The organism is Achromobacter sp. Root83 (genome assembly GCF_001428845.1).
Taxonomy (GTDB): Bacteria; Pseudomonadota; Gammaproteobacteria; order Burkholderiales; family Burkholderiaceae_B; genus Achromobacter.
Genome location: NZ_LMIU01000026.1, coordinates 187,732 through 214,171, shown reverse-complemented (window position 1 = coordinate 214,171; position 26,440 = coordinate 187,732). Strand labels below are relative to the sequence as shown.

The following is a 26,440-nucleotide window of genomic DNA, read 5'->3' as shown; positions in this document are numbered from 1 at the left end:
CGGGGCCGCCGCGGCGTGTCCACCAGAGGCACACCCGGCCCGGCTTGCGCGGACAGATGTAACCGCCGCCCCGTCCCCCACGACCGCTTCGGCCCCGGGGCAGTTAAAATGCCCGGTTTCCCACGCCCAGGGCAGCCCTTGCCCGGCGGCCGAATTCCAAGAATCCTATGCTCACCTTTCAGCAAATCATCCTTACGCTCCAGGAATACTGGGACAAGCAGGGTTGCGCCCTGCTGCAGCCCTACGACATGGAAGTCGGCGCCGGCACCTCGCATACGGCCACATTCCTGCGCGCGATCGGCCCGGAGCCGTGGCGCGCCGCCTACGTGCAGCCCTCGCGCCGTCCCAAGGATGGCCGCTACGGCGAAAACCCCAACCGCCTGCAGCACTATTACCAGTATCAGGTCGTGCTCAAGCCCGCGCCCCCGGAAATCCTGGATCTCTACATCGGTTCGCTCAAGGCGCTGGGCATCGACCCCACGCAGCACGACATCCGCTTCGTGGAAGACGACTGGGAAAATCCCACGCTCGGCGCCTGGGGCCTGGGCTGGGAGGTCTGGCTGAACGGCATGGAAGTCACGCAGTTCACGTACTTCCAGCAGGTCGGCGGCCTGGATTGCACGCCCACCACCGGCGAAATCACCTACGGCCTGGAACGCCTGGCCATGTACCTGCAGGACGTGGAAAGCGTCTATGACCTGGTCTGGACGGAAGGCGCCAACGGCAATCGCGTGCTGTACCGCGACGTGTTCCACCAGAACGAAGTGGAACAGTCCACCTACAACTTCGAGCACTCGTCCGCCGAGATGCTGTTCTCGCACTTCAATGACTACGAAGCCGAGGCCAAGCGCCTGATGGACGTGCCGCTGGCGCTGCCCGCCTACGAGGCCGCGCTGAAGGCCGCGCACACGTTCAACATGCTGGACGCGCGCGGCGCGATCAGCGTCACCGAGCGCGCCGCCTACATCGGCCGCATCCGCAACCTGTCGCGCGCTGTCGCCCAGGCTTATTTCGATTCCCGCGAACGACTGGGCTTTCCCATGCTGGGCCGCGACAAGGCCGCCGGGGAGGCTGCATAAATGACGACGAACATCCGCCCGCTGCTGGTCGAACTGCTGACCGAAGAACTCCCGCCCAAGGCCCTGCAAAAGCTGGGCCAGGCCTATGCCGAAGGCGTGCGCGCCACGCTGGCCCGCCACGGCCTGCTGGCCGAAGGCTGCGCCGTCACCGCCTATTCGACGCCGCGCCGCCTGGCCGTGCATCTGTCCGCCGTGCTGGCGCAGGCGCCCGACCAGCCCTACGCCGAAAAGCTGATGCCCGTGAAGATCGGCCTGACCGAAGACGGCAAGGCCACGCCCGCGCTGCAGAAGAAGCTGGCCGCCAAGGGCCTGGAAAACATCGACCTGTCCACGCTGGACCGCGAGTCCGACGGCAAGCAGGACTACCTGGTCGCGCGAGGCACCGCCGCCGGCTCCCTGTTGGCCGCCGGCCTGCAGGAAGGCATCGATGCCGCCATCGACGGCCTGCCGATCCCGAAAGTCATGCGCTACCAGCTGGCCGACGGCTTCACCACCGTCAAGTTCGTGCGCCCGGCGCACGGCCTGGTCGCGCTGTTCGGCGCGGACGTGGTGCCGGTGTCGGCGCTGGGCCTGTCGGCCGGCCGCGACACGCTGGGCCACCGCTTCATGAGCGAAGGCCCGGTCTCGTTCGCCGATGCCGACGCCTATGCCGCCACGCTGGCTGAAAAGGGCCGCGTCGTGGCCTCGTTCGAAGGCCGCCGCGACGAGATCCAGCGCCAGCTGCTGGACCACGCCGGCCGCCTGTCCGCCACGCTGGGCGACGACCCCGAAGTGGCCGCCCTGCTGGACGAAGTCACCGCGCTGGTCGAACACCCCACTGTCTATGTAGGCCAGTTCGAAGAGCAGTTCCTGCAAGTGCCGCAGGAATGCCTGATCCTGACCATGCGGCTGAACCAGAAGTACTTTCCGCTGTTCGACCCGGCCACCGGCCGCCTGACGCACCGCTTCCTGATCGTGAGCAACATGCACACGGACAATCCGGTGAACATCGTCGAAGGCAACCAGCGCGTGGTCCGCCCGCGCCTGGCCGACGCGCAGTTCTTCTTCGAAACCGACCGCAAGACGCCGCTCGCCGCGCGCGTCGAACAACTGGGCTCCATCGTTTATCACAACAAGCTCGGCACCCAGCTCGAACGCGTGGAACGCGTGCGCGCGATCGCCCGCGCCGTGGCCGAGCTGCTGGGCGGCGATGTGTCCGCCGCCGACCGCGCCGCCATGCTGGCCAAGGCCGACCTGGGCTCGAACATGGTGGGCGAATTCCCCGAGCTGCAGGGCATCATGGGCGCCTATTACGCCGCTGGCGATGGCGAGCCCGACAGCGTCGTGCAGGCCCTGCGCAACCAGTACCGCAACCGTTACGACGCGCCTGTCACGCAGGACACCCTGACCGCCGCCACGCTGTTCATCGCCGAACGCGTGGAAACGCTGGTCGGCATCTGGGCCATTGGCCTGGCCCCCACCGGCGAGCGCGACCCCTTCGGCCTGCGCCGCGCCGCGCTGGGCCTCATCAGCGCGTTCGAGCAACTGGCCGCCGGCGGCTGGCTGAAGGTCAGCCAGGACGGCCCCTTGTCGCTGAACGGCCTGCTTGCGCAGGCCGTCGGCACGTTCCCGGCGGGCAAGGTCCCCGCCGACACGCTGCCCGAGGTCCGCACGTTCATCTACGAGCGCTATCGCAACCAGTTGATCAACGATTTCGACCGCAACGCGGTGGAAGCCGTGATCGCACTGACGCCGCCCCTGCACCAGGTGGCCGAACGCGTGCGCGCCGCCGCGGCGTTCGCGCAGTTGCCCGAAGCCGCCAGCCTGGCCGCCGCCAACAAGCGCATCGGCAATCTGCTGAAGAAGGCCGAAGGCGAGATCGGCGCGGTGAACGACGGCGCGCTGGTGGAACCCGCTGAAAAGGCCCTGGCCGCCGCCGTATCCACGCTGCGTCCGAAGGCCGAGGCGCAGCTCGCCGCGGGCGATTTCGCCGGCAGCCTCACCACGCTGGCCCAGGCCCGCGAACCCGTGGATGCCTTCTTTGCCGACGTCATGGTCATGGCCGAAGACCCGGCCGTGCGCGCCAACCGGCTGGCTCTGCTGAGCCAGTTGCATGGCCTGATGAACCAGGTGGCCGACATTTCCAGGCTTGCACAGTGAAACTGATCATCCTCGACCGCGACGGCGTCATCAACCAGGACAGCGATTCGTTCGTCAAGAATCCCGACGAATGGATCGCCTTGCCGGGCAGCCTGCAAGCCATCGCGCGCCTGACGCAGGCGGGCTGGAAGGTGGTGGTTGCCACCAACCAATCGGGCCTGGCGCGCGGCCTGTTCGACATGGACACGCTGACTGCCATCCACACCAAGATGCGCCGCGAGCTGGCCGCCGCGGGCGGCAGCATCGACGCCGTATTCATGTGCCCCCACGGCCCCGACGACAACTGCACCTGCCGCAAGCCGCGACCGGGCATGTTCGAGCAGATCGGCCACCGCTACGACATCGGCCTGGCCGGCGTGCCGGCGGTGGGCGATTCGCTGCGCGATCTGCAGGCGTCTTCGTCCGTGGGATGCGCGCCCTGGCTGGTGCTGACCGGCAACGGCAGGAAGACGCAGGCCAAGGGCGGCCTGCCCGACAATACGCGCGTATGCGCAGACCTGTCGGCCGTGGCCGACGCCCTGCTCCAGGACGCTTGATTCGATGGCCCGGCTACGCTCGCTGCTGTACTTTCTGTTCCTGGCCGTCACGGTCATCCCCTATGCCTTCGCCTGTGTCCTTTGGGCGCCGTTGCCGCTGCACTGGCGCTACAAGCTGACGGTGGGCTGGCCGCGCCTGGCCATCTGGGGCGCCAAGGTCTTCTGCGGCATCCGCTGGCAGGTCAAGGGCTGGGAGAACCTGCCCGATGGTCCGGCGGTCCTGCTATCCAAGCACCAGTCGGCCTGGGAGACCCTGTTCTTCCCGGCCTACATGCCCCGCGAGGTCTGCTTCGTCTACAAGAAAGAACTGCACATGGTGCCGTTTTTCGGCTGGGGCCTGGCGCTGTTGCGCATGATCGCCATTGACCGGTCCAAGGGCCGCGACGCGTTCGAGCAGGTGGTCAAGCAAGGCCAGACGCGTCTGGACGAAGGCCGCTGGCCCCTGCTGTTTCCCGAAGGCACCCGCGTGCCGCCGGGCAAGACGGGACGGTTCAAGATGGGCGGCGCGCTGCTGGCGTCGCGCACCGGCGCCGCCGTCATCCCCGTGGCGCACAACGCCGGCGAGTGCTGGCGGCGCAACGCTTTCGTGAAATATCCCGGCCTGATCACCCTGTCGATCGGTCCCGCGATAGAATCCAAGGGACTCTCCCCCGAGGAACTGAACAAGAAGGTTCAGGACTGGATCGAAGGGGAAATGCGGCGTCTCAACCCAGAAAGGTATGTCTAGCACCGATCAGCTCGAACTCCTGTTCGGCATGCAGGAAGACGACGCGCCCGCGGGCGCGCCGCCGCTGATCGCCGTGCCGAAGCCCCCCGCGGCGCCTCGGCCGGCCACGCCCCACGCGCCGGCTGCCGGGCCGGACGCCGCTCGGCCGGCCCCACCGGCCAATATCTTTCCCGATGCCGCTCCGCCCGCCTCCCCGCAGGGCGAACCGCTGCTGACCCTTTCGCCCAATGCCGCCTCCCGCGTGCCCACGCCCTGCCCCGACCCGCTGCCCCCCGGCGCGCGCTGGCGCGAGGTGCCGACCGAACAGCAGCCCATCGGTTTCGTGCTGCTGCGTTCGCGCCGCCGCAGCATCGGCTTCGTGATCACCGACGACGGCTTGCGCGTCACCGCGCCCAACTGGGTGACGCTCTCGCAGGTCGACGACGCCGTGCGCGAGAAATCGCGCTGGATCCTCGCCAAGCTGCGCGAGTGGCACGCCCGCAAGCGACAACTGGCCATGGCGCACACGCGCTGGCAGGCGGGCGGCGAACTGCCCTACCTGGGCCGCCGCATCATCATCGGCGTGGGCGGGGATAGCCGCCAGGCCTCTTTATCCGGCGATGCCGAAGCGCCGCAAGACGGCGACACCCTGTGGCTGGCGTTGCCATCCACCGCTGACCAGGGCCGCATCCGCGATTCCGCGCAGGCCTGGCTGCAGCAGCGCGCCGGCGCCTGGTTTGGCGCCCGGCTGGCGCACTTCCTGCAGATCAGCGGGCTGAAGATCCGCCGCTGGCGCCTGTCGTCGGCCGCGACGCGCTGGGGTTCATGCACCAGCGACGGCAACATCATGCTGAACTGGCGCCTGATCCATTTCGCGCCGGCCATCATCGATTACGTCATCGCGCATGAGCTTGCCCACTTGCGCGAGATGAACCACAGTCAGGATTTCTGGCGCGAAGTGGGCCAGATCCTGCCCGACTTCGAAGACGCCAAGAACATCCTGCGGCGTCACGACCCAGCTTCCCTGCCTCAGTTCTGAGGCCCCAAGGAGACTCGAAATGTTGCTGCTGATTCCCGGCCCGGTCACGACCGATGCACGGGTGAAGGCCGCCATGGCGCAGGACTACGCGCCCTGGGACAACGATTTCCGCCAGACCTACCGGCAGGTCTGCGATGGCGTGCTGGCGATCGCGCAAGCGGATCCCGGCGAGCACGCCGCGCTGGCGCTGCCTGGCTGCGGCCATTTCGCGGTCGAGGCCGCGATCCGCAGCTTCGTGCCCGCGGGCGGGCGCCTGCTGGCGCCGTCCACCGGCGCCTACGCCGCCCGTCTGCAGAAACTGGCCGGCGACGCGGGCCGGGTCGCCGTGCCGCTGTTCGTGGGCGCGGCCGAACGCGTGGATCCGCAGGCGGTCGCCGCCGCGCTGGAACGCGACCCCACGCTGACGCATCTGGCGCTGGTCTACAGCGAAACGGGCAGCGGCATCTGCCACGACGTACCCGAGCTGGCGCGCATCGCCCAGGCGCTGGGCCGCCGCGTCATCGTGGACGCCGTGTCCGCCTTCGGCGCGCTGCCGCTCGACTTGCGGGCCTTGCCCGCCGTCGATGCCGTGGTGCTGACCGCCAACAAATGCCTGGAAGGCCTGCCCGGCGCCGCCTTCGTGGTGGCCCGGCGCGACAGCCTCGAGGCCGCCCGGGGCAACGCCGGAAGCTGGTCCCTGGACCTGGCTGACATCTACCAGCACACCCTGGCGCCCAATGCCGGCCCGCGCTTCACGCCCCCCGCGCCCACGCTGGCCGCGCTGGCGGTGGCGCTGGAGCTCTATCGGGAAGAAGGCCGCGAGGCCCGCCTGGCGCGCTACACGGCCAACATGCGCGCGCTCTATGATGGCGTGATCGGACTTGGCCTGACCCCGTACCTGCCGCCGGCACTGCAAGGCCCCATCGTCGTCAACGTCCACGCCCCGGATGCGCCGACCTGGCATCTGCAGCTATTCGTGGATGCGCTCAAGCAGCGCGGCTATGTGCTCAGCAACTTCTACAACACCGAACAACCCACTTTCCGGGTCGGCTGCATCGGCGCCTTTGGCGCCGACCAGATGCGGCAGGCAGTCGACGCCATGGGCGGCGCGCTGCGCGACATCGGAATCCATCGGGAAAGCGCCGGAACCCCGCTGCACTTTCCGCTTCCCCTCACCGCTTAAGGAAAACATCCATGCGTATGCTCCACACCATGCTGCGAGTCGGCAACCTCGACAAGTCCATCGACTTCTACACCAACGTGCTCGGCATGCGCGTCCTGCGCCGCAACGACTACCCCGACGGCAAGTTCACGCTGGCCTTCGTGGGTTACCAGGACGAGTCCGAGGGCGCCGTGATCGAACTGACCCACAACTGGGACACCGACAACTACGACCTGGGCAACGGCTACGGCCACATCGCGCTGGAGGTCGACAACGCCTATGAAGCCTGTGACAAGGTCAAGGAGCGTGGCGGCAAGGTCACGCGCGAAGCGGGCCCCATGAAACACGGCAAGACCGTCATCGCGTTTGTCGAAGATCCCGACGGCTACAAGATCGAGTTCATTCAGAAAAAGGGCCGTCAGGACTGACCCTTCCAGCCTCAAACGGATATTCGCCATGATTCATCCCATCCTGAAAATGGGCGACCCCCGGCTCCTGCGCGTGGCCGCGCCGGTCGAACGCTTCGACACGCCCGAGCTGCACGCGCTGATCGACGACATGTTCGAAACCATGGCGGCCGCGCAGGGCGTGGGCTTGGCCGCGCCGCAGATCGGCGTGGACCTGCAACTGGTGATCTTCGGCTTCGATCGCAACGAGCGCTATCCCGATGCGCCCCCCGTGCCGCAGACCATCCTGTGCAATCCCGTCATCACGCCGCTGTCCGACGAAATGGAAGATGGCTGGGAAGGCTGCCTGTCCGTGCCGGGCCTGCGCGGCCAGGTGCCGCGCTACCGCCATATCCGCTATAGCGGCCGCGACCCGTACGGCCAGCTTATCGAACGCGAAGCCGAGGGTTTCCATGCGCGCGTGGTGCAGCACGAATGCGACCACCTGATCGGCCGCCTCTATCCGTCGCGCATCCAGGATTTCTCGAAGTTCGGCTTCACTGAAATCCTGTTCCCGGGCATGGACCCCAACCAGGACGACTAGGCGTCCTGACCGGCGCCCGCCGCGGCCGTTTTCGCGGCCTGCGGCGACAGGTCTTCCGGCGCGAAATCATCCACCTGCAGGACCTGCGCCACGATGGCCTCGGCGGCTTCGAGCTGCGCGGCCTGCGCATCCGTGATCGCGCCGCGCCGATGCGCCTCGCGCCAATCGCGCACGCCCGACTGGCGCAGGCGGTCGCGGATGGGCTGAACGGCATCCACCAGCGCGAAGGCGCGGGTCAGGAGGCCCAGCGGGTCGCCGCCAGCAGCACCGCCGGCCGGCGCCCGATGCAGGTCGGCCGCCAGCCGCACGTGCGTGGGCGATGGCTTGAGCAGCAGCTCGGCGCATTCCCGCGTCAGCGCATCGCCCGGGCCCTTGGCCAGGCGCAACGGCAGGATGGCCGCGCGCAAGCCCCAGGACAGCACCCGGCCAGGCAGATTGCGCAACACCTGATCCATGCATTTCTCGATGCTCGCGTAGCCCTGCTCCATGCACCACCGCACCAGCGGCAGGTCATCGTGCTTGCGGCCTTCGTCCTCCCAGCGCTTGAGCACGGCGGAAAGCAGATAGAGTTCGGACAGGATGTCCCCCAGGCGCGCGGAGATCATTTCGCGGCGCTTCAGGCCACCGCCCAACTGCGCCAACGCCGCGTCGGCCAGCAGCGCGAACCCCGAGGAATAGCGGCCCAGCCGGCGGTAATGCCCGGCTGTCGGCCCCGAGGACGGCGCGGGCGCCATCGCTCCGCCGGTCCAGGCCCGGCCGATGGCGCGCAAGGCGTTGATGCCGGCGTGCCGCAGGTGGCGCCAGAAGACGTCGTGAAAGACTTCGATGCCACGCTCTTCGTCGGGATTGCCCAGAGCCAGGATTTCCGGCATCAGATAGGGATGGGCGCGGATGGCGCCCTGTCCGAAGATGATGAGGTTGCGCGTCAGGATGTTGGCGCCCTCGACCGTGATGGCGATGGGCACCGCGCGGTACAGCGCCCCCAGATAATTGCTGGGGCCGTCCATGACGCCGCGGCCGGCATGCACGTCCATGGCGTCGTTGACCGAGCCGCGCATGCGCTCGGTTGCGTGATACTTCATGATGCCCGACACGACGGCTGGCTTCACGTCCTGGTTCAGCGCGGCGCACGTCAAGCGCCGGGCGGCCTCCACCAGATAGGCGTTGCCCGCCAGGCTGGCCAATTTTTCCTGCACGCCCTCGAATTTGCCGATGGGAATGCCGAACTGGTCCCGCACGCGGGCATACATGCCGGTCGTGTGCGCGCACATCACCGCGGCGGCGGCCGATAGCGAGGGCAGCGAAATGCCGCGCCCCGCCGCCAGCGCGCTCATCAGCATCTGCCAGCCCTGCCCGGCGCGCTCGGCACCTCCGATCAGGGCGTCCAGCGGCACGAACACGTCGCGCCCCTTGTTGGGCCCGTTCTGAAAGACCTGCATGGCCGGCAGATGGCGCCGGCCGATCTCCACGCCGGGCGCCTCGGTGGGCACCAGCGCTACGGAGATGCCGATATCCCGGGGCTCGCCCAGAATGCCTTCCGGATCCGACATCTTGAACGCCAGGCCCAGCACGGTGGCCACGGGCCCCAGCGTGATGTAGCGCTTGTGCCAGTTCAGCCGGATGCCGATCAGCTCACGGCCATCGACCACCTGCCGGCACACGACGCCGGTGTCCACCATGGATGCCGCATCCGACCCGGCCTCGGGGCTGGTCAGTCCGAAACACGGCACCTCGCGGCCGTCCGCCAGCCGGGGCAGCCAGTAATCGCGCTGGGCGGGCGTGCCGAACTGCATCAGCAGTTCTCCCGGCCCCAACGAGTTCGGGACCATGACGGTGACGCCCGCCGTGATCGAATACGCGGAAATGCGGCGCACCACCTCGGAATGGGCATAGGGGGAAAATCCCAGCCCGCCATAGCGGCGCGGGATGATCATGCCGAAAAAGCGCTGCGCCTTGAGAAAGGCCCAGACGTCCGGCGGCAGGTCCCGCCGGTTCCAGGCGATGTCCCATTCGTCCAGCATGCCGCACAGCTGCGCCACCGGGCCATCGATGAAGCGCTGCTCGTCAGGAGTCAGCGTGGCGGCCGGCACGCTGAGCAGCTTGCGCCAATCGGGGTTGCCGGTGAACAGATCCGCATCCCACCAGGTGTCGCCGGCTTCGATGGCCTCGCGCTCGGTGGCCGACATGGCCGGCAACGCTTCGCGCGCCCAGCGGTACGCGGGTTCCGAAATGCGGCGCCGGCGCCAGGCGTTGAAATCCATGAATCCCCCTGTTATGGCTACAAGACGTATCGGGGCAAAGTACCAGAATTGACGGCCGCCGGCCAAGCCGGGGGGTGCCGACTCTGCGACAATGGGCGTCGCCGCGCTGGTGCGCAATCAATCGCTGTCCGGGCACGTCCGCATGCTTAACAAACTCTGGCTGGGCTTCTTTCTTACCGCCGCCGCAGCCGCGCTGTACCGCTGGCTGGCCCTCGGAGACCCCGAAGTCTTCCGCCTGATGGTGGCCAGCCTGTTCGACATGGCGCGCGTGTCCGTGGAAGTGATGGTGCTGCTGTTTGGCACGCTGACCCTGTGGCTGGGATTCCTGCGCATCGCCGAAAGCGCCGGGCTGGTCGAAAAGCTGGCGCACGTGCTGGGGCCGCTTTTTGCCCGCCTGATGCCCGAGGTGCCGCGCAACCATCCGGCCATCGGCCTGATCACCCTGAACTTCGCGGCCAACGGCCTGGGCCTGGACAATGCCGCCACGCCCATCGGCCTGCGCGCCATGCGCGAGCTGCAATCCCTGAACCCCACGCCCGACACCGCCAGCAACGCGCAGATCCTGTTCCTGGTGCTCAATGCGTCGTCGCTGACCCTGCTGCCCGTCACCCTGTTCATGTTCCGCGCGCAGCAGGGCGCGCCCGATCCCACCCTGGTGTTCCTGCCCATCCTGCTGGCCACCAGCGCGTCGACGCTGGCGGGTTTCCTGGCGGTGGCGGCGTGCCAGCGCCTGCGCCTTGCCGATCCCGTCATCATGCTGTGGCTGGGCGGCGCGGCGCTGGTCATGGGCGGATTCATGGCGCTGCTGGCCAGCATGTCGGCCGCCGCCATCGCGTCGCTGTCTTCGCTGATGGGCAACCTGAGCCTCTTCGGCATCCTGCTGGCTTTCCTGATCGTGGGCGCGTGGAAGAAGGTGCCCGTCTACGAGGCCTTCATCGAAGGCGCCAAGGAAGGCTTCGACATCGCCAAAAGCCTGCTGCCCTACCTGGTGGCAATGCTGTGCGCCGTGGGCGTGCTGCGCGCGTCGGGCGCGCTGGATTTCCTGCTGGACGGCATCCGCTGGATGGCGCAGCACGCGGGCTGGGACACGCGTTTCGTCGACGCGCTGCCCACCGCCCTGGTCAAGCCGTTCTCGGGCAGCGCCGCGCGCGCGATGATGCTGGAGACCATGACGCATTTCGGCGTGGACAGCTTTCCCGCGTTGCTGTCCGCGGTGGTGCAAGGCAGCACCGAAACCACGTTCTACGTGCTGGCGGTGTATTTCGGATCGGTGGGCATCCTGCGGGCCCGCCATGCGGTGGGCTGCGCGCTGATCGCCGACCTGGCCGGCGTGCTGGCGGCCATCGGGGTCTGCTACTGGTTCTTCGGCTGAGGTCCTGGCGGACCAGGGACGCCGGGCGCCGTCCGGCGCCGGGCGCCCGCCCCGCGTCAATCCACCAGCAGGATCTTCATGCCATTGGTGCCGCCGCTGTCGCGATAGAAGTCACCCTTGGTCAGGATCACCCAGTCGCCCGTCTGCACCAGATTGCGCTTGCGCAGTTCGTCGATGGCGGCGTTGCTCAGGTCGGCCGGCTCGTAGTCCGACGGCGAGAACGGCACCGTGTAGACGCCCCGGAACATCGTCACGCGGTTCTGCGTAACACTGTGCGGGCTGTAGCAATAGATGGGCACGCCCGAGCGGATGCGCGACATGATCAGCGGCGTGTGCCCGCTTTCGGTCAGCGCGATGATGGCCTTCACGCCCGGAAAATGATTGGCCGCGTACATGGCCGCCAATGCGATGGTTTCGTCGCAGCGCGTGAAGGTCTCGCCCATGCGGTGATGGGACACCGTCGAGGTCGGGTGCTTTTCCGCGCCCAGGCACACGCGCGCCATGGCCTGCACGGTTTCCACCGGATACTGCCCGGACGCGCTTTCGGCCGACAGCATGACGGCGTCGGTGTAATCCAGCACCGCGTTGGCCACATCGGACACTTCGGCGCGCGTCGGCATCGGACTGGAGATCATCGACTCCATCATCTGCGTCGCGGTGATGACCACCTTGTTCAAGGTGCGCGCGTGCTGGATGATGCGCTTCTGGATGCCCACCAGTTCGGCGTCGCCCACTTCCACGCCCAGGTCGCCGCGCGCCACCATCACGCCATCGCTCGCGCGGATCAGCGAGTCCAGCGCTTCGTCGTCGGCCACCGCTTCGGCGCGTTCGATCTTGGCGATGATCCAGGCCTGGCTACCCGCCGCCGCAAGCAAGGTGCGCGCCTCGTCGATGTCGCTGCCATAGCGCGGAAACGACACCGCCACGTAGTCCAGTTCCATTTCGGCGGCCAGCTTGATGTCGACGCGGTCCTTGTCGGTCAGGCTGGGCGCGGACAGACCGCCGCCACGGCGGTTGATGCCCTTGTTGTTCGACAGCGGGCCGCCCACCGTGACGGTGGTGTGGACTTCGTCGCCTTCGACGCGGTCCACCACCAGCACCACGCGGCCGTCATCGAGCAGCAGCTCGTCGCCCACGCGGCAATCGGTCACGAGTTCGGGGTAGTCGATGCCCACGATGCTGGCGGTGCCGGCGTCCTTGGGGTGTACACGCGACAGCGTGAACGGCTGGCCCACCTGCAGTTGCACCAGCTTGTCGGTGAAGCGCGCGATGCGGATCTTGGGGCCTTGCAGATCGCCCATGATGGCGACGAAGCGGCCCTGCTTGGCGGCGATCTCGCGCACCAGCCGGGCGCGTTCGCGGTGATCGTCCGCGCTGCCATGCGAGAAGTTCAGGCGGGCCACATCCAGGCCTGCGCGGATGAGCGCTTCGATGCGTTCGGGCGATGACGTCGAGGGTCCCAAGGTGGCGACAATTTTTGTGCGGCGCAATACAGGCATGGCGGTCCACTCTCGCAAAAACAACGAAAGCGCTATGGTACGCCGGCTGCGTTCGCACGGGTATCATGAGGATCACACCGACCTTCACCGAGCCCATCGAAACCCGTGAAAATCGTCATTGCACCCGACTCTTTCAAAGAAAGCGTTTCCGCGCCGGATGCGGCGGCCGCCATCGCGCGCGGCGTCAAGGCCGCTTTCCCCGGCGCACATACCGTGTGCATACCGATGGCCGACGGCGGCGAGGGCACGGTCGAAGCCGTGCTGGCGGCAACCGCCGGCGCCGAGCGGCAGCTCACCGTGAATGACGCGCTGGGCCATAAGGTCGATGCCATTTGGGGGCTGCTGGAAGACGGCACCGCCGTGATCGAAATGGCCGCCGCGGCGGGCCTTGAACTGATCTCGCCGTCCAAGCGCGACCCCATGCGCGCCAGCAGCCACGGCGTGGGCGAACTGATGCTGGCCGCCGTGAACGCGGGCGCCACGCGCATCATTCTCGGACTCGGCGGATCCGCCACCAACGACGCGGGCGCCGGCATGCTGACGGCTCTGGGGGTGCGCCTGCTGGACGCCGAAGGCCACAGCCTGCCGCCCGGCGGCGGCGCGCTGGGCCAACTGGCCAGCATCGACACGCGCGGACTCGATCCGCGCCTGTCCAAGATCCACATCGATATCGCCTCGGATGTCGACAACCCCTTGTGCGGCCCCCAAGGCGCCTCCCATGTGTTCGGCCCGCAAAAAGGCGCGACGCCGGACCAGGTGCTGACACTGGACCGCATGCTCACGAATTTTGCCGATGTCTGCGAACGCCACCTGAAAGCCGACCACCGCAACGAGCCCGGCGCCGGCGCGGCGGGCGGACTGGGATTTGCCGCCAAGGCCTTCCTGAACGCCCACTTCCGGCCGGGCGTGGACATCGTTGCCGAGCTGGGCGGCCTGGCCCAGGCGGTCGAGGGCGCCACGCTGGTGTTCACCGGCGAAGGCCGCATGGATGCGCAGACGCTGCGGGGCAAGACGCCTGCCGGCGTCGGCCGGATCGCGCAGCGCGCGGGCGTGCCCGTCGTGGCGCTGGCGGGTTCGCTGGGCGAAGGCTACGAAGCCCTGCACGCCTGCGGCATCAGCGCCGCATTCAGCCTGGCCCCCGGCCCCATCACGCTGCAGCAGGCGCTCGCGGACGCCGAACGCCTGTTGTCCGAACGCGCGCGCGATGTCATGCAGCTGTGGATGGCCGCGCAAAAGCGCATGCTGTAGTCCGCCGCCAGCGCGCCGCGCCATGCGGAAATGCAAAAAGGCCCCGCGGGGGGGCCTTTTTGCATCCAGGGGCGCTTTTCAGTCCCGTTGCAGCACGCCGGCTTCGACAAGCGCATCCGACAGGCGGATGTACCGGTCCACCGAGATATCCTCGGCGCGGGCGGTCGGCGCGATATCCAGCGCTTCCCAGGGCACCTGCGGCGCCCAATCGGCCAGCACGCGGCGCAGCATCTTGCGGCGCTGCGAAAAGGCGCGCGCCACCACGGTTTCGAAGGCCCGCGCACTGACCGGCCGCAGGCGGTCAGCCGGCAACGGCACCATGCGCACGATCGCCGACACCACCTTGGGCGGCGGATCGAAGGCTTCCGGCGGCACGTCGAACAGCTTGTGCATCCGGTAGCGCGATTGCAGCATCACGGACAAGCGGCTGAAATCACCGGTGCCGGCTTGCGCCACCATGCGGTCGATCACTTCGCGTTGCAGCATGAAATGCTGGTCGCGGATATGGTCGGCCCACGTCATCAGGTGAAACAGCAGCGGGCTGGAGATGTTGTAGGGCAGGTTGCCCACGACGCGCAACGCGCTGCCGAACTGGGAAAAATCCACCGTCAGCGCGTCGGCTTCGACCACGGTCAGGCGGGTTTCCTCGAACTGCTTGCGCAGGCGGGCGGCCAGATCGCGGTCGATTTCAACCGCGGTCAGGTGATCCAGGCGCTCGAGCAGCGGCCGGGTAAGCGCAGACAAACCTGGGCCGATCTCGACCACGGCATCGTCGCGGGCGGGCGCAACCGCCCGGACGATGGACTCGACGACACTCTCGTCGGTCAGGAAGTTCTGGCCAAAGCGCTTGCGCGCCTGGTGTTGAGACATGAAAAGCCCGTAATGCGTTTAGCGGTTGTTCTGCTGGATCTTCTGCTGCTTCTCAAGACGGTTGTCGACGTACGCCTGAGCGCGCAACTGATCGAGCCAGTCTTCAAAAGCAGGCTGCGCACGGCGTTCGAACAGCGTCTGGCGGGCGCGCATGCGTGCCAGATCGTCGGTCGCGTCATGCTCGCGGCGCTCTTCGACCTGGATCAGGTGCCAGCCGAAGGGGGTCTGCACGGGCTGGCTGAGCTCGCCCGGCTGCAAGGCGTTCATGGCGGCCTCGAAAGGCGGCACGGTTTCACCCGGGTTCAGCCACCCCAACTCGCCGCCCTGCGGCGCCGTCGCATCCTGCGAGTACTGGCGCGCCATGTCCTCGAACTTGGCGCCGCCGCCCAACAGCCGCTGGCGGACCTGATCCAGGCGCTGCCGCGCCAGCTCATCGCTCATCACGGTGGAGGTCTTGATCAGGATGTGGCGCGCGCGCGTCTGCGTCACCTGCGTGGGGCCTTGCGGCGCCTGCGCCTGGGCTTGCGGGCGCGCGGCTGGCTGCGGAGCCGGCTGAGGAGCCTGTTGCGGAGCCGGCGCGCGGGCGGTGCGCCCCGGCGCGGGCTGGGCCGTGCCGCGGTCCATCACCTTGACGATGTGGAAGCCGTTGCCGCTCTGGATAAGCGGGCTGACCTGGCCCTTCTGCAGATTGCTGATCGACTTGACGAACAGATCGGGCCAGCCGTCCAGCGGACGCACGCCCATCATGCCGCCCTGCAAGGCCTCGGGGCCATCGGAGGACGCCGCCGCCAGGCTGGCGAAATCATCGCCGCGCTTGGCTTGCGCCAGCAGGCCTTCGGCTTTCTTGCGCAGCACGGCCAGTTGTTCGGGCGACGAGCCTTCCGGCACGCGCACCAGGATCTGGGCCAGCGCATACAGCATCGGGCCGGTTGGTGCGGCGGCCTGTTCCGGCGCGGGCTGCGGCTGCGCCTGGGGTTGGGGTTGAGGTTGGGCCTGAGGGGCCGCGCCGAACGCCGGATTGCGCCGCTGGTCTTTCAGGAACGCGTCGACTTCCGTATCGGAGATGACAATCGTGGAGTCCACCGCGCGCTGGCGCAGGCGATCGGTGCGGATCTCGTCGCGCAGCGACTTGCGGTAGGCATCCCAGGGCGTGCCGGCCTTTTCAAGCTCTTGGCGAAGCTGGGCCACGGTGATCTTGTTGCGGCTCGCGATCGTCTGGATGGCCTGATCGATCTGCGCATCGTCCACGCGGATGCCCAGGCGGTCCGCTTCGTGGCGTTGCACGCGCTCCATGATGAGGCGCTGCAGCACCTGGTGCTGCAAGGTCTGGTCGTCCGGCACCTGGATGCCGCGGGACTTCAGCTCGGCGGAAATACGCAAGGACGCATCGCGCAGCTCGCGCAACGTGATGACGTCCTTGTCGACGACGGCGGCAATGCCGTCCACGAACTGCTCGCCCTTGGGTGCGGGCGCGGCACTGTTCTGTGCGGCGGGAGCGGCCTTGGCGCCACGGGCGGTTTGCTCCGCCGCATGCGCGGCGGGCAAGCCGGCGCACAGGGCCAGCAGCAGCGCATTGCCGGAGAGGCGGCGCAAAGAGTGCAACCTACGCATCATTCATACCTTTCAAATGTGGTCCCGGCAGGCACGGGCGGCGTGATGCTCGTGTAACCGGGGATACTTCTGTTCAGCAGGCTCATCGGGTCGGTTCCCAGGGAACCCAGACCGGTCAGCTCAAGCTGGAAGAACAGTGCGGAATTGGTGTCCGCCGCCGATACGGCGTAACGCTGGTAGACCACGCGGCCAACCCAGCAGCAATCGCCCTTGTATTCCAGGCCGGCGATGGCCTGCGTCACGCGGGGGGAATCCGTCGTATTGGCGACTGTACTGGACGGGCCGGAACGCAAAGAATAGTCCACCCGGCCCACGCCGTACCAGCGCTCGGTGAACGGCCACTGCACCGCCAGGCTGACCTGGTTCTGGCCTTGCGGCTGGTAGGACACGCCCGGCTGGGGATCGCGCTGATAGCGATAGGCCACGGCGATGGTGGTCAGGCGCTGCGGCGACCAGCGCGCGCTGACGAGCCCCCGCGCCCAATTGTTGTCATAGGGGTTGTACTGCGCCGCGATATCGGTGCTGAGCGAATCGGTCAGGGCCGCGCTGGCGCCCACCAGGAAATCGGAACGCACGTTGTCCCGCGGCGTCTCGTTCGGCAGAGTGACCTTCTGGTCCTCGAAGTAGAAGCGCTGCGCCACGCCCAGCGACAGGCGCTCGAAGCCCGTGTTGGCGTCCAGCCAGCGCGTGGTCAGCGCCGCGGTAAGCTGGTTGGCGTTGGCGATGCGGTCCCAGCCGCCGGTGTAGATGTTTTCCTCGAAGGCCTGAGAAAAACTGAAATCGGCCAGCGAGGTGTCGAACACCGGCAGCGTGGACTGGTCGCGGTACGGCACGTTCAGGTAATACAGCCGCGGTTCCAGCGTCTGCAGGGACGACTTGCCGAACAGCGTGGTATCGCGCTCGAAGATCAGTCCCGAGTCCAGCGACATGATCGGCACCGTGCGCGACTGCGTCCGCGGCAAACCATCCGCCGAACCGCCGTTCAGGCCCAGCGTATCCACGCCATACCATTTGGTCTGGTACTGGGTGTAGTTGACGCCCGCCTTGGGAATGATGAACCAGCCCGGCCGGACGATCGGATAGGACACCGTGGGATAGGATTGAAGGCGATCGCCATCCGGATACTGCACCGATGAACCGAAGTCGGGCCTTTTGAAGCGCACGGCGGTCGAGGTCCAATCCACGTCGAAGCCGCCCCAATCGTAGCGCGCGCCGCGCAGGTACAGCTCGGGCACCTTGTTGTACGGCGGCACCAGCGGCGCATCGGGATCCTGCAGGGTCTGGTACTTATATACCTGGGCGTAAGCGCTCCAATACCTTGAGGCCCAGCCCACACGGCCGCGCTGCGGCAGGTAGGTGGTGGATGCCTGGTTCAGTCCCAGCTGGGTAATGTCGCGGAAGTAATTGTCGTCCGAGACCTTGGCAATGTCCCAGTCGGTGTAGAAGCCATGGCCCAATATCTGCTGGTGGCGCCACCAGTACATCCAGCGGTCTTCGCCGGTGACATCGTCATCGGGCAGGTAGGTGCCATTCAGGGTGCCCCCATAGGTGGACCCGAGATAACGGAACTCTCCGCCCAGCTGCGTGCCGCGCTTCGAGAAGTAGCGGGGCTGCACCGTCATGTCGTAATTGGGCGCCAGGTTCAGGTAGTACGGAATCGATACATCGAAGCCGCCCTGGCTGGTCGTGCCGTACGTCGGGATCAGGAACCCGGACTTGCGCTCCCGCTTGACCGGAAAGGTCATGTAGGGCGATGCCAGGATCGGCACATCCTTGAAATACAGCACGCCATTGCGCGCCACACCTTCGTTTTCGTCGAAATCGATGTCGACCGTCTTGGCCTTGATGTACCAGGACGGCGTCTCGCAGGAACATCCGCTGTACGTGACCGTATGCAGCCGCATCTGCGACTTGCTGAAGATGTCCGCGTGATCGGCGACGGCGAAGCCGCCGGTGGCGCCCATCCAGAAATTTGGCTTTTCGATCTCGCCCGAGTACTTGTCCACATTGAACTTGGCGTTCGGGCCGGCCACCAGTGTGCCGTCGCGCATCATGCGCGCATTGCCCTGGACGTCGACCTCGCCGGTATCCTTGCGGTAGTTGATCAGGTCGCCCTTGATCACGCTGTCGATACGGCGCACCTGCGCGCTGCCGGTCAGCGTCAGTTCGGAGGTGGGGTCGCCCTCGATGCTGTCCGCTTCCATATAGGCGGGGATGCTGTCGTCCGGCAGCCGGTGTATCCGCAAGCCGGGGGAGGTGCGCAGCTCCGGGGTGGGTATGGCCGACGGCGCGGAGGCAGCGGCCCCCTGGCTACCTTGAGCCTGAACGGCTCCCGCGGCGATGCTGACAGCAGAGAGGATCAACCACCGAACCTTGCGCACGAATGAAAACAGCCCTTTTTGACCATGGGAGAGCGAGCCAAAGGCGCCCAGGCGGGGCCAATGCTGACGGAAACGAGCCGGTATTATAGAGAAGCCGCGAACAACGCCCAGCCTTAAGTTCGCAGAACACAAATTTCAGCAATATTGCCCTTCTGACACGGATCTTCCTTGAAAAACGATCACGACCCCCGCCTGGCGCAGATCCGCAACTGGCTGGAAGGCCTGCCGGCCGGCCTGAACCTGGCCGTGGACACCCTGCGCCCCGCCTCCGCCGACGCCAGCTTCCGCCGCTATTTCCGACTGGACGCCGGCCAGCGCACCCTGATTGTCATGGACGCGCCGCCCGAACACGAAGACTGCCGGCCCTTCCTGCATGTGGGCCGGTCGCTGGCGGACGCCGGGCTCAACGTGCCCGACGTGCTGGCGCAGGATCTGGGACTGGGCCTGCTGCTTCTGTCCGACCTGGGCGAGCAGACCTACTACCAGCGCATCCAGGCCGGACTGGATGACCAGCAGCTCCAGACGCTGTACCGCGAAGCGCTGGCCGCGCTGGTCAAGCTGCAGCACGCGTCCACCGCCGGCCTGGCCTCCTACGACAGCGCCCGCCTGGCGGACGAGCTCAAACTGTTCCCCGAGTGGTACGTGCAGAAGCACCACGGCGCCGCGCTGGACGACAAGACCGCCAACGCGCTGGAAAAGATCTTCGCCCTGCTGTCGGCCAGCAATGGCGGACAGCCCCAGGTGCTGGTGCACCGCGACTTCCACTCGCCCAACCTGATGGTCTGCGACCAGCCGCAATACGGCCCCAACCCCGGCGTCATCGATTTCCAGGATGCGCTGGCAGGTCCCATCACCTACGATCTGGCGTCGCTGGTCACCGACGCCCGCACCACCTGGGAAGAACCCCAGCAACTGGACTGGGCCATCCGCTACTGGGAAATGGCGCGCGCCGCCGGGCTGCCGGTCGAATCCGATTTCGCGGACTTCCACCGCGCCTACGAATGGATGGGCCTGCAACGCAACCTGCGCATCCTGGGCGTGTTCGCCCGGCTCAACCACCGCGACGGCAAGGCGCACTACCTGGCCCACATGCCGCGCGTGAACGGCTATGTGCGTCAGGTGGCCCAGCGCTACGGCGTCTTTACGCCGCTGCTCCGATTGCTGGACCGCCTGGACGACCGCCAGGTCAGCGTCGGATACACGTTCTGATGCGGGCCATGATTCTTGCCGCGGGCCGCGGCGAACGCATGCGCCCGCTGACCGACCGCCTGCCCAAGCCCATGCTGCCGGCGGGCGGCAAGCCCCTGATCGTCTGGCATCTGGAACGGCTGGCCGCCGCCGGGATCCACGACGTGGTCATCAATCACGCATGGCTGGGCCACGAAATCGAACGCGCGCTGGGGGATGGGCGCGCGCACGGCGTCCGGATCCGCTACTCACCCGAGCAGACCGCCCTGGAAACCGCCGGCGGCATCGCCCAGGCACTTCCGCTGCTGGGCGATGACCCGTTCCTGGTCATCAATGGCGACATCTGGTGCGACTGGAATCCCGCCACGGCCAGAGACGTGGCGCCGGGCCTGCCCCCGGCGGGCGCCTGGCTGCTGCTGGTGGACAATCCGGTCCAGCATCCCGCCGGCGATTTCCACCTGACCCCGGACGGCCGTGTCCACGCAGAGGGCGAGCCCCGTTTGACCTTTGCCGGCGTCGGCGTCTACCATCCGTCGTTATTCGCGGATGTCCCGCGCGGCGCGGCAGCGCCCCTGGCGCCCTTGCTCAGGCAGGCCATGGCCCGGGACATGGCCCGCGGCGCCCGCCACCCCGGACGGTGGACGGATGTCGGAACACCGCAAAGGCTGGCCGACCTGGACTCGCAGCTAGGCGGCTGGGTCCGCTGACGCCCACATATTTCACAATATCAAGGTGCGCAACCAGGATTGTCCGCGCACCCAACGCCCCCGGCTAACGGGGTATTCTCTGACGCTTTGGCATGCGCACGCTGCGTGCCCACAGGCAAACACACAGGAAGTTTTCTAGGAATGGGGATGTTTGGAAGATCGCAACGGGCCGTGTTCAAGCCCTCCGTATACCAGCCGGGCCAACGCACGCGCCGCATGCCGCGCTGGCTCGTCTTGCTGCTGGTTGGCATTGCCCTTGGCGCGGGCGGCGTGCTCTTCCTGCAAACCAACTATGGCCCGCAGCGGCTGTCCGTGGAGCAATCCGAACAGCTGCACAGCGAACTGAGCGCCTCCAACCTGGAGCGCCAGCGCCTGCAGACCCAGCTTGAAGAAGCCACGCAGCAACGCGACGCCAACAAGTCCGGCCACGAAAAACTGACCACCGACCTCACCGAAGCGCGCGCGAAGATCGACACGCTGAACAAGGAACTGGTGCTGTTCCAGGACGCCATGCCGCCCGACCCGCGCGGCGGCAACCTGGGCATCCGCTCGGCCACCTTCAAGCGCGCGCCCGGCCAACTGGGCTATCAGGTCCTGGTCATGCGCGAAGACCGCCAGGGCGCCCCCTTCAAAGGCACGCTGACGTTCGCCATCGAAGGCTCCTATCCGAACGGCCGGTCGGCAACGATCACCCCCGAGGGACCGGTCCTGAATGTAGACCGGTACGACTACACGCTGGGCCAGCTGAATCTGCCCGACGGTTTCAACCCGAAGGTCGTGGTGCTGCGCGTGTTGGACAGCGCCCAGAAGCAGCAGGCCATGCGCATCTACAACATACGCAACTGATCCCGGCCAGCCCAAAAAACCCGCCTGATCCGGCGGGTTTTTTTTGCCCCCCATAAGTAGTTGCGCACGCAACATATCAAGAATATAGTTGCGCAAACAACCAAATTACGGAGACAGCATGCCGCTTCCACCCCATGTGCCCGTCCTGATCGCTGGCGGCGGCCCGGTCGGCCTGACCTTGGCCGCGCTATTGGCCGAATACGGCATCGCCTCGCTGACCGTGGAGGCAGACGACGGCTATTGCACCGGCAGCCGCGCCATCTGCATGTCGCGGCGTTCGCAGGAAATCCTGGGATGGGTCGGCGCGGATCGGCCCCTGATGGCCACCGGCCTGGCCTGGACCGGCGGGCGCAGCTACTTCCGCGACCACGAAGTGCTGCATTTTGAAATGCCGCACGACCCCTCGCAGCGCTACGCGCCGATGGTCAACATCCAGCAATACCGCGTCGAGGAATACGCCCACCAGGCCATGCAGCGCCACCCAGGACTGGCCGCGCTGCAATGGACGGCCCGTGCCGTCGGCCTGCGGACCGAGCCGGATGGCGTCTCGGTGGAAATCGAGTCCGAAGGCAAACGCCAGACCGTGCGCGCCGACTGGCTGATCGCCTGCGACGGCGGACGCAGCAGCGTGCGCGAGGCGATGGGGCTGAAGCTGGAAGGCATGCAGTACGAGGGGCGTTACGTCATTGTCGACATCGAGCAAGAATCGCAGCGGCCGGTCGAGCGCCTGGCGTGGTTCGACCCCCCGTCCAACCCCGGTTCCACATTGCTGATGCACCGGCAGCCAGGCAACGTCTGGCGCGTCGACTACCAGATCCGCGATGACGAAGACCCCGACGAAGCAGTCAAGCCGGAAAATGTGCTGCCGCGCGTGCAAAGCCACCTGGACATGATCGGCGAAACCGCGCCCTGGAAGCCGCTCTGGATTTCCATCTACAACGCCAAATGCCTGACGCTGGACCGCTACCGCCACGGCCGCGTGCTGTTCGCCGGCGACGCCGCCCACCTCGTGCCGATCTTCGGCGTGCGGGGCCTGAACTCGGGGCTGGACGACGCGGGCAACCTCGCCTGGAAGCTCGCCTGGGTGCTGAAGGGACAAGGACCAGACAGCCTGCTGGACAGCTACAGCGTCGAACGGGTTCACGCCACCCGCCAGAACCTCGCCTACGGCGCCAAGAGCACCGAGTTCATGGCGCCGCCCGACTTCGGCTTCAGGCTCATGCGCGAGGCCGCCCTGCGCCTGGCGCTGGTGGACAGCGGCGTCCGGCCATTGATCAATCCGCGGCAATCCGCGCCCATTTCGTATGACGGCTCGCCGCTCAACCTGGGCGACGGCGCACAGCAGGCCGGCGATGCTGCCGCGCCCGGACAACCCGCGCCCGACGTCCTCTTCCTGGACGGAGGCGCGCCGCGCTATCTCAGCGCCAGTTTCGGCGCGGGCTTCGTGGCGCTGGCGCTATCGCCCGGCGCCGCCTTGTCGGCGGAACTGGACGCCCTGGCGGCCGCCACGCAAAGCGCGCCTCACCCCCTGCGCGTGCTGCGGGCCGGCGCTGACGGTTTGCAGGATACGCACGGCCAACTGCGCCTGCGTTACGGCAGCGCTGCCGAGACCGTCTATCTGCTGCGCCCGGACGGCTACGTGCTGGGCCGCTGGACGGCGCCCGCCGCCGCCGTGTTGCGCGCCGCGCTGGCGCCCTACTATCCGTGCGTTTCCCCCGCCCCCACCCAAAAAGGCCAAGCATGAACAACGATGAACTGGACCAGGTCTACACGGGCATGGCGCAGGCGCTGACGCGCGTCGGAGAATCCCGGGCGCCGCTTTTTCTTTCGATACTCGGACTCTCGCTGCTGCAACGGCTACCGGATGCGCGAGATGCCATGGCGCTGCTGGCGCAGGCCGAAGCAGCCAGCCTGTCCGACCCCGCTGTGGCAAACTATCCGGCCTCCACTTCCGCCCGCCCGACGTGAAACCGCCCGCCCTGGAACGATTCCTGACCTACCGCCTGCACGTGCTCAACAAGATCACGGACCTGGACACGAATCGCGCCTACCTGACGGACTGCGGCATTCCCTTGGGCGAAGCGCGTTGCCTCGCGGCCATCGGCCGCTACGCGCCGCTATCGGTCAACGACCTGGCGCGCTCGGCCAACCTGAACAAAGGCCAGGCCAGCCGCTCGGCGCAGGCGCTGGTGGATCGCGGCCTGGTTGAAAAGACGGTATCGGCGTCCGACGGACGCGGCGTGGTGCTGGCGCCGACTCCGGAGGGTCTCGCCAGCTACCGGCGCATCATCGACCTGATCGGCCGCCGCAACGACGAAATCTTCGCTTGCCTGAGCGCCGAAGAACAACGCCTGCTGGGCGACATGCTGGACCGCGTGATCGGACATCTGCACGCCGACGCGGACAGCGCGGCCGACTAGCTGCGACCGCTCAAGCGCCCGCTTTCGGCGCGGTCGCCCCCGCCTGCGCGGCGGCTTCATCCATGAACTGCGCCATGCGCACATCAAGCTCGGTCACGCCGCCCGCGTCATGGGTAGTCAACGTCACGTCCACGCGGTTGTAGACGTTGGTCCATTCGGGATGGTGGTTCAGCTTTTCCGCGAACATGGCCACACGCGACATGAAGCCAAAAGCCGCGTTGAAGCTGGGAAAGCGGAAACGCTTTTCGATGGCGTCGCGCATCGCCACTGCCTGCCAGCCGGTGAGCGCGGCGACAGCGATGTCGGTGCCGATACGGGCGGGAGGAAACATGCTCATGACAGACTCCGGGAATGAAAGGCGGCGGCGCGTTGCGCCGGCCGCCTTGGAACAGGGACGCGCCCGTGCTTGCCTCCCCTGGCTTACTGCCGGACCGCGTACAGGTAGATTTCGACGCGCCGGTTCAGCGCGCGCCCTTCGGCGGTCGCATTGTCGCCGATCGGATCATTGGGCCCGCGGCCTTCCACCGTCAGACGGCCCGACGCGACGCCTTGCCTGGCCAGGTAGTCCGTGACGCTCTTGGCGCGGTTCACAGACAAGGTCTGATTGTGAGCCAGCGCGCCGGTGCTGTCGGTATGCCCCACCACCTTGGCCCGCAGTTCGGGATGCTGGTTGAGCGAACGCGCCACGCTGTCCAGAACCGGCAGCAATGCCGGCTTGAGCACCGCCTTGTCCGTGTCGAACGACACGCCGCTGGGAATATTGACCTTCAAGCTGCCATCCGGCATTTCCACCACGTCGATGCCCAGCGACGAGGCGCCGGACTTCTGCACATCATCCTTGACCACCTTCCAGTTGTAGCCCACCAAGCCGCCCGCCACCGCGCCGATGCCAGCGCCGATCGCCGCGCCCTTGCCGTGCCCGATCAAGGCGCCAAGGCCCGCGCCCAACGCCGCGCCCGCGCCTGTTCCCACAGCGGTGTTCGTTTGCTGTTGCGTGGCGCACCCGGCCAGCAACGCGCCCGCCGCCGCAACCACGGCGATCCGGTTGATCATTCTTCTTGAATTCATGGCAACCTCCACTGTCGCACCGATGTGCCGGATGATTCCGGCGAGAATCATGCTAGCAAGCGCGAACCCGCCGACGGGCAACATTTTGTATTGGCGGCGTGGCCTCTACGCGAAAAGCTATCATGCCTGTGACAACGGAGGTTCCATGGCCCTACCGCGCACCTACATTTTCAACCAGATGGGCGAAGAGGATCTCGTCATGCTGTTTAGGCGGCGGGAGAACTTCTTTCTCGAGAACGTTGAAGCATTGGATTTAGCCATTGCCCGTATCCGCGCCACGCTGGGCAACGAAGGCATGAGCAGCGTGGTGGAACTTGTTCCGACCAATCCGCCGCCCCGATTCAATGACCTGTTCTCGTCGACTGTCCCTGTTCTTGGCTTGGCTTGGGCTTTTTTTCGAGGCCTCGCTTCCCTCGCCAGCCCGCGGCACGACGTCACATTACGCCTGACCTCAAGCACGTCGGTGAGCGTGGTTTTTTAGGGCTGGCCCATCGTTAAAAATTTCACGAAAGCACGTCTGCCACCCCGTGGGGCAGGTTCTTCCGCCACGCGCGCATCCCTTCCGCGCATTCAGTCCACGCTTGCATCCTCCGACACCCGCTCACGTTGCGCTCAGAATGCGAAAAGGCCGCTAGCGACTACATCGCTAACGGCCTTGGAAATTCTGGTGGGCTGTGAGTGGCTCGAACACTCGACCTACGGATTAAGAGTCCGTTTTAGGGGTGTTTTGCCGGGGGCAGACCAACATGAATATCTAGAAAAATCATGAGCTTAGCTTACCGGGACTTACCGCAACATAACGCACTTTACTGCGGTCAGTGCGTTAAAAGTGCGGTCAATCTCGATGGCGCCGACGCGGATTGTACGGCCTACCGGAAGGTACTGCCAGGCGGCCATGGCTACCCTTCCCTGTCTATACTTTTTGCTGGCATGTGCCAGTGCCTTCGCGAAAGTAAAGATGGACAAACTTCTTACCTCCGATCAACTGGCCGCTATCCTGGGCTTGTCTGTGCAGACCTTGTACAACCGACGCACTCGCGGGGAGCCGCTCCCTCCTTGTGTGAAAGTGGGCAGACTGCTGCGCTATGAGCAGGCGGAGGTTCATGCGTGGTTGGCATCAAAGCGTGAAGCGCAGCATGTACCCCAAGTAGCTCTTGCACCAACTGAGCGAACAGCTGCGCTGCAAGTTTCGCGCCGGCGTGGGCGGCCAACTAAGGCTGAGCAGCTTCAACGACGGCTGCTGGCAAAGCCAGATTAGGCCAAAGCGTATATCGGCCAAGAAGGCCCGCTCCTTGCGGTGATCTCTTTCAGCGAGCCCACCACATACGCCGTTCCGCAC

25 protein-coding genes are annotated in these 26,440 nt (G+C 66.7%); 18 read left to right on the top strand and 7 right to left on the bottom strand.

The window, feature by feature from the left end; translation table 11 throughout:
• Window positions 1-167 precede the first annotated feature (167 nt).
• The 8 genes from glyQ to def are packed head-to-tail and all read left to right on the top strand — an operon-like array spanning window position 168 to window position 7,630.
• Complete coding sequence (glyQ, locus tag ASE30_RS26340) at window positions 168-1,079, top strand: glycine--tRNA ligase subunit alpha (RefSeq protein WP_057287225.1); 912 nt, start codon at window positions 168-170, stop codon at window positions 1,077-1,079.
• Window positions 1,080-3,218, top strand: a complete 2,139-nt coding sequence (glyS, locus tag ASE30_RS26335; RefSeq protein ID WP_057287224.1) for a glycine--tRNA ligase subunit beta — start codon at window positions 1,080-1,082, stop codon at window positions 3,216-3,218. It begins immediately after the preceding gene.
• Window positions 3,215-3,754 (top strand): D-glycero-beta-D-manno-heptose 1,7-bisphosphate 7-phosphatase, encoded by a 540-nt coding sequence (gene gmhB, locus ASE30_RS26330; protein ID WP_057287223.1) that lies wholly within the window; start codon window positions 3,215-3,217, stop codon window positions 3,752-3,754. The genes glyS and gmhB overlap by 4 nt, the downstream gene beginning before the upstream one ends.
• A gap of 4 nt (window positions 3,755-3,758) precedes the next feature.
• A complete protein-coding gene (locus ASE30_RS26325) occupies window positions 3,759-4,481 on the top strand; it encodes a 1-acyl-sn-glycerol-3-phosphate acyltransferase (protein WP_057287222.1) in 723 nt (240 codons plus the stop codon).
• Complete coding sequence (locus ASE30_RS26320) at window positions 4,474-5,499, top strand: M48 family metallopeptidase (protein WP_235515358.1); 1,026 nt, start codon at window positions 4,474-4,476, stop codon at window positions 5,497-5,499. Before ASE30_RS26325 ends, ASE30_RS26320 begins: the two co-directional genes overlap by 8 nt.
• Window positions 5,500-5,518: 19 nt before the next feature.
• Entirely contained in the window at window positions 5,519-6,661 is a 1,143-nt protein-coding gene (locus ASE30_RS26315) for a 2-aminoethylphosphonate--pyruvate transaminase (protein WP_057287221.1), read from the top strand.
• 11 nt (window positions 6,662-6,672) lie between these two features.
• Window positions 6,673-7,068 (top strand): lactoylglutathione lyase, encoded by a 396-nt coding sequence (gene gloA, locus ASE30_RS26310; RefSeq protein ID WP_057287220.1) that lies wholly within the window; start codon window positions 6,673-6,675, stop codon window positions 7,066-7,068.
• A 28-nt stretch (window positions 7,069-7,096) separates the two neighbouring features.
• Window positions 7,097-7,630, top strand: a complete 534-nt coding sequence (gene def / locus ASE30_RS26305) for a peptide deformylase (protein WP_057287219.1) — start codon at window positions 7,097-7,099, stop codon at window positions 7,628-7,630.
• Here def and ASE30_RS26300 read toward each other — a convergent pair.
• Window positions 7,627-9,891 carry an acyl-CoA dehydrogenase gene (locus tag ASE30_RS26300; protein ID WP_057287218.1) on the bottom strand — a complete coding sequence of 755 codons (2,265 nt, stop codon included), beginning with the start codon at window positions 9,889-9,891 and terminating at the stop codon, window positions 7,627-7,629. The genes def and ASE30_RS26300 overlap by 4 nt on opposite strands.
• A 142-nt stretch (window positions 9,892-10,033) precedes the next feature.
• Here ASE30_RS26300 and ASE30_RS26295 point away from each other — a divergent pair, with 142 nt between their 5' ends.
• A complete protein-coding gene (locus tag ASE30_RS26295) occupies window positions 10,034-11,263 on the top strand; it encodes a nucleoside recognition domain-containing protein (RefSeq protein WP_057287245.1) in 1,230 nt (409 codons plus the stop codon).
• A gap of 56 nt (window positions 11,264-11,319) precedes the next feature.
• Here the strand turns inward: ASE30_RS26295 and pyk are convergent, their stop codons facing one another.
• The gene (gene pyk, locus ASE30_RS26290; RefSeq protein ID WP_057287217.1) at window positions 11,320-12,762 is read right to left on the bottom strand and encodes a pyruvate kinase; all 1,443 of its coding nucleotides are present in this window, start codon (window positions 12,760-12,762) and stop codon (window positions 11,320-11,322) included.
• Between the two features lie 105 nt (window positions 12,763-12,867).
• On the opposite strand from pyk, the gene ASE30_RS26285 reads away from it, so the two are divergent.
• Window positions 12,868-14,010 (top strand): glycerate kinase, encoded by a 1,143-nt coding sequence (locus ASE30_RS26285; RefSeq protein WP_057287216.1) that lies wholly within the window; start codon window positions 12,868-12,870, stop codon window positions 14,008-14,010.
• Window positions 14,011-14,088: 78 nt separating this feature from the next.
• Here the strand turns inward: ASE30_RS26285 and rsmA are convergent, their stop codons facing one another.
• The 3 genes from rsmA to ASE30_RS26270 are packed head-to-tail and all read right to left on the bottom strand — an operon-like array spanning window position 14,089 to window position 18,872.
• The gene (gene rsmA, locus ASE30_RS26280; RefSeq protein WP_057287215.1) at window positions 14,089-14,880 is read right to left on the bottom strand and encodes a 16S rRNA (adenine(1518)-N(6)/adenine(1519)-N(6))-dimethyltransferase RsmA; all 792 of its coding nucleotides are present in this window, start codon (window positions 14,878-14,880) and stop codon (window positions 14,089-14,091) included.
• Window positions 14,881-14,898: 18 nt separating this feature from the next.
• The gene (locus ASE30_RS26275; RefSeq protein ID WP_057287214.1) at window positions 14,899-16,494 is read right to left on the bottom strand and encodes a peptidylprolyl isomerase; all 1,596 of its coding nucleotides are present in this window, start codon (window positions 16,492-16,494) and stop codon (window positions 14,899-14,901) included.
• Window positions 16,491-18,872: an LPS-assembly protein LptD gene (locus ASE30_RS26270; RefSeq protein WP_057287213.1), complete on the bottom strand. Its 2,382-nt coding sequence runs from the start codon at window positions 18,870-18,872 to the stop codon at window positions 16,491-16,493. Before ASE30_RS26270 ends, ASE30_RS26275 begins: the two co-directional genes overlap by 4 nt.
• A 168-nt stretch (window positions 18,873-19,040) precedes the next feature.
• Here ASE30_RS26270 and ASE30_RS26265 point away from each other — a divergent pair, with 168 nt between their 5' ends.
• The 6 genes from ASE30_RS26265 to ASE30_RS26240 all read left to right on the top strand — a co-directional run bounded on the left by ASE30_RS26265 (window position 19,041) and on the right by ASE30_RS26240 (window position 24,033).
• A complete protein-coding gene (locus ASE30_RS26265; RefSeq protein WP_057287212.1) occupies window positions 19,041-20,081 on the top strand; it encodes an aminoglycoside phosphotransferase family protein in 1,041 nt (346 codons plus the stop codon).
• Window positions 20,081-20,767 carry an N-acetylmuramate alpha-1-phosphate uridylyltransferase MurU gene (gene murU / locus ASE30_RS26260; protein ID WP_057287211.1) on the top strand — a complete coding sequence of 229 codons (687 nt, stop codon included), beginning with the start codon at window positions 20,081-20,083 and terminating at the stop codon, window positions 20,765-20,767. Before ASE30_RS26265 ends, murU begins: the two co-directional genes overlap by 1 nt.
• Before the next feature lie 147 nt (window positions 20,768-20,914).
• A complete protein-coding gene (locus ASE30_RS26255) occupies window positions 20,915-21,613 on the top strand; it encodes a DUF6776 family protein (protein WP_057287210.1) in 699 nt (232 codons plus the stop codon).
• A gap of 118 nt (window positions 21,614-21,731) precedes the next feature.
• Complete coding sequence (locus tag ASE30_RS26250; RefSeq protein ID WP_057287209.1) at window positions 21,732-23,357, top strand: FAD-dependent monooxygenase; 1,626 nt, start codon at window positions 21,732-21,734, stop codon at window positions 23,355-23,357.
• Window positions 23,354-23,581 carry a hypothetical protein gene (locus ASE30_RS26245; protein WP_057287208.1) on the top strand — a complete coding sequence of 76 codons (228 nt, stop codon included), beginning with the start codon at window positions 23,354-23,356 and terminating at the stop codon, window positions 23,579-23,581. Before ASE30_RS26250 ends, ASE30_RS26245 begins: the two co-directional genes overlap by 4 nt.
• Complete coding sequence (locus tag ASE30_RS26240; RefSeq protein WP_057287207.1) at window positions 23,578-24,033, top strand: MarR family winged helix-turn-helix transcriptional regulator; 456 nt, start codon at window positions 23,578-23,580, stop codon at window positions 24,031-24,033. Before ASE30_RS26245 ends, ASE30_RS26240 begins: the two co-directional genes overlap by 4 nt.
• Window positions 24,034-24,043: 10 nt before the next feature.
• On the opposite strand, the gene ASE30_RS26235 is transcribed toward ASE30_RS26240, so the two are convergent.
• Window positions 24,044-24,370 carry a 4a-hydroxytetrahydrobiopterin dehydratase gene (locus ASE30_RS26235; RefSeq protein ID WP_057287206.1) on the bottom strand — a complete coding sequence of 109 codons (327 nt, stop codon included), beginning with the start codon at window positions 24,368-24,370 and terminating at the stop codon, window positions 24,044-24,046.
• Window positions 24,371-24,453: 83 nt separating this feature from the next.
• Window positions 24,454-25,101: an OmpA family protein gene (locus tag ASE30_RS26230; RefSeq protein WP_057287205.1), complete on the bottom strand. Its 648-nt coding sequence runs from the start codon at window positions 25,099-25,101 to the stop codon at window positions 24,454-24,456.
• Between ASE30_RS26230 and ASE30_RS26225 the strand changes: the two genes are divergently transcribed.
• Window positions 25,100-25,582 (top strand): hypothetical protein, encoded by a 483-nt coding sequence (locus ASE30_RS26225; protein ID WP_156407783.1) that lies wholly within the window; start codon window positions 25,100-25,102, stop codon window positions 25,580-25,582. The genes ASE30_RS26230 and ASE30_RS26225 overlap by 2 nt on opposite strands.
• Before the next feature lie 363 nt (window positions 25,583-25,945).
• A complete protein-coding gene (locus ASE30_RS30010; RefSeq protein WP_369819381.1) occupies window positions 25,946-26,359 on the top strand; it encodes a helix-turn-helix transcriptional regulator in 414 nt (137 codons plus the stop codon).
• The last annotated feature ends 81 nt before the right edge of the window (window positions 26,360-26,440 follow it).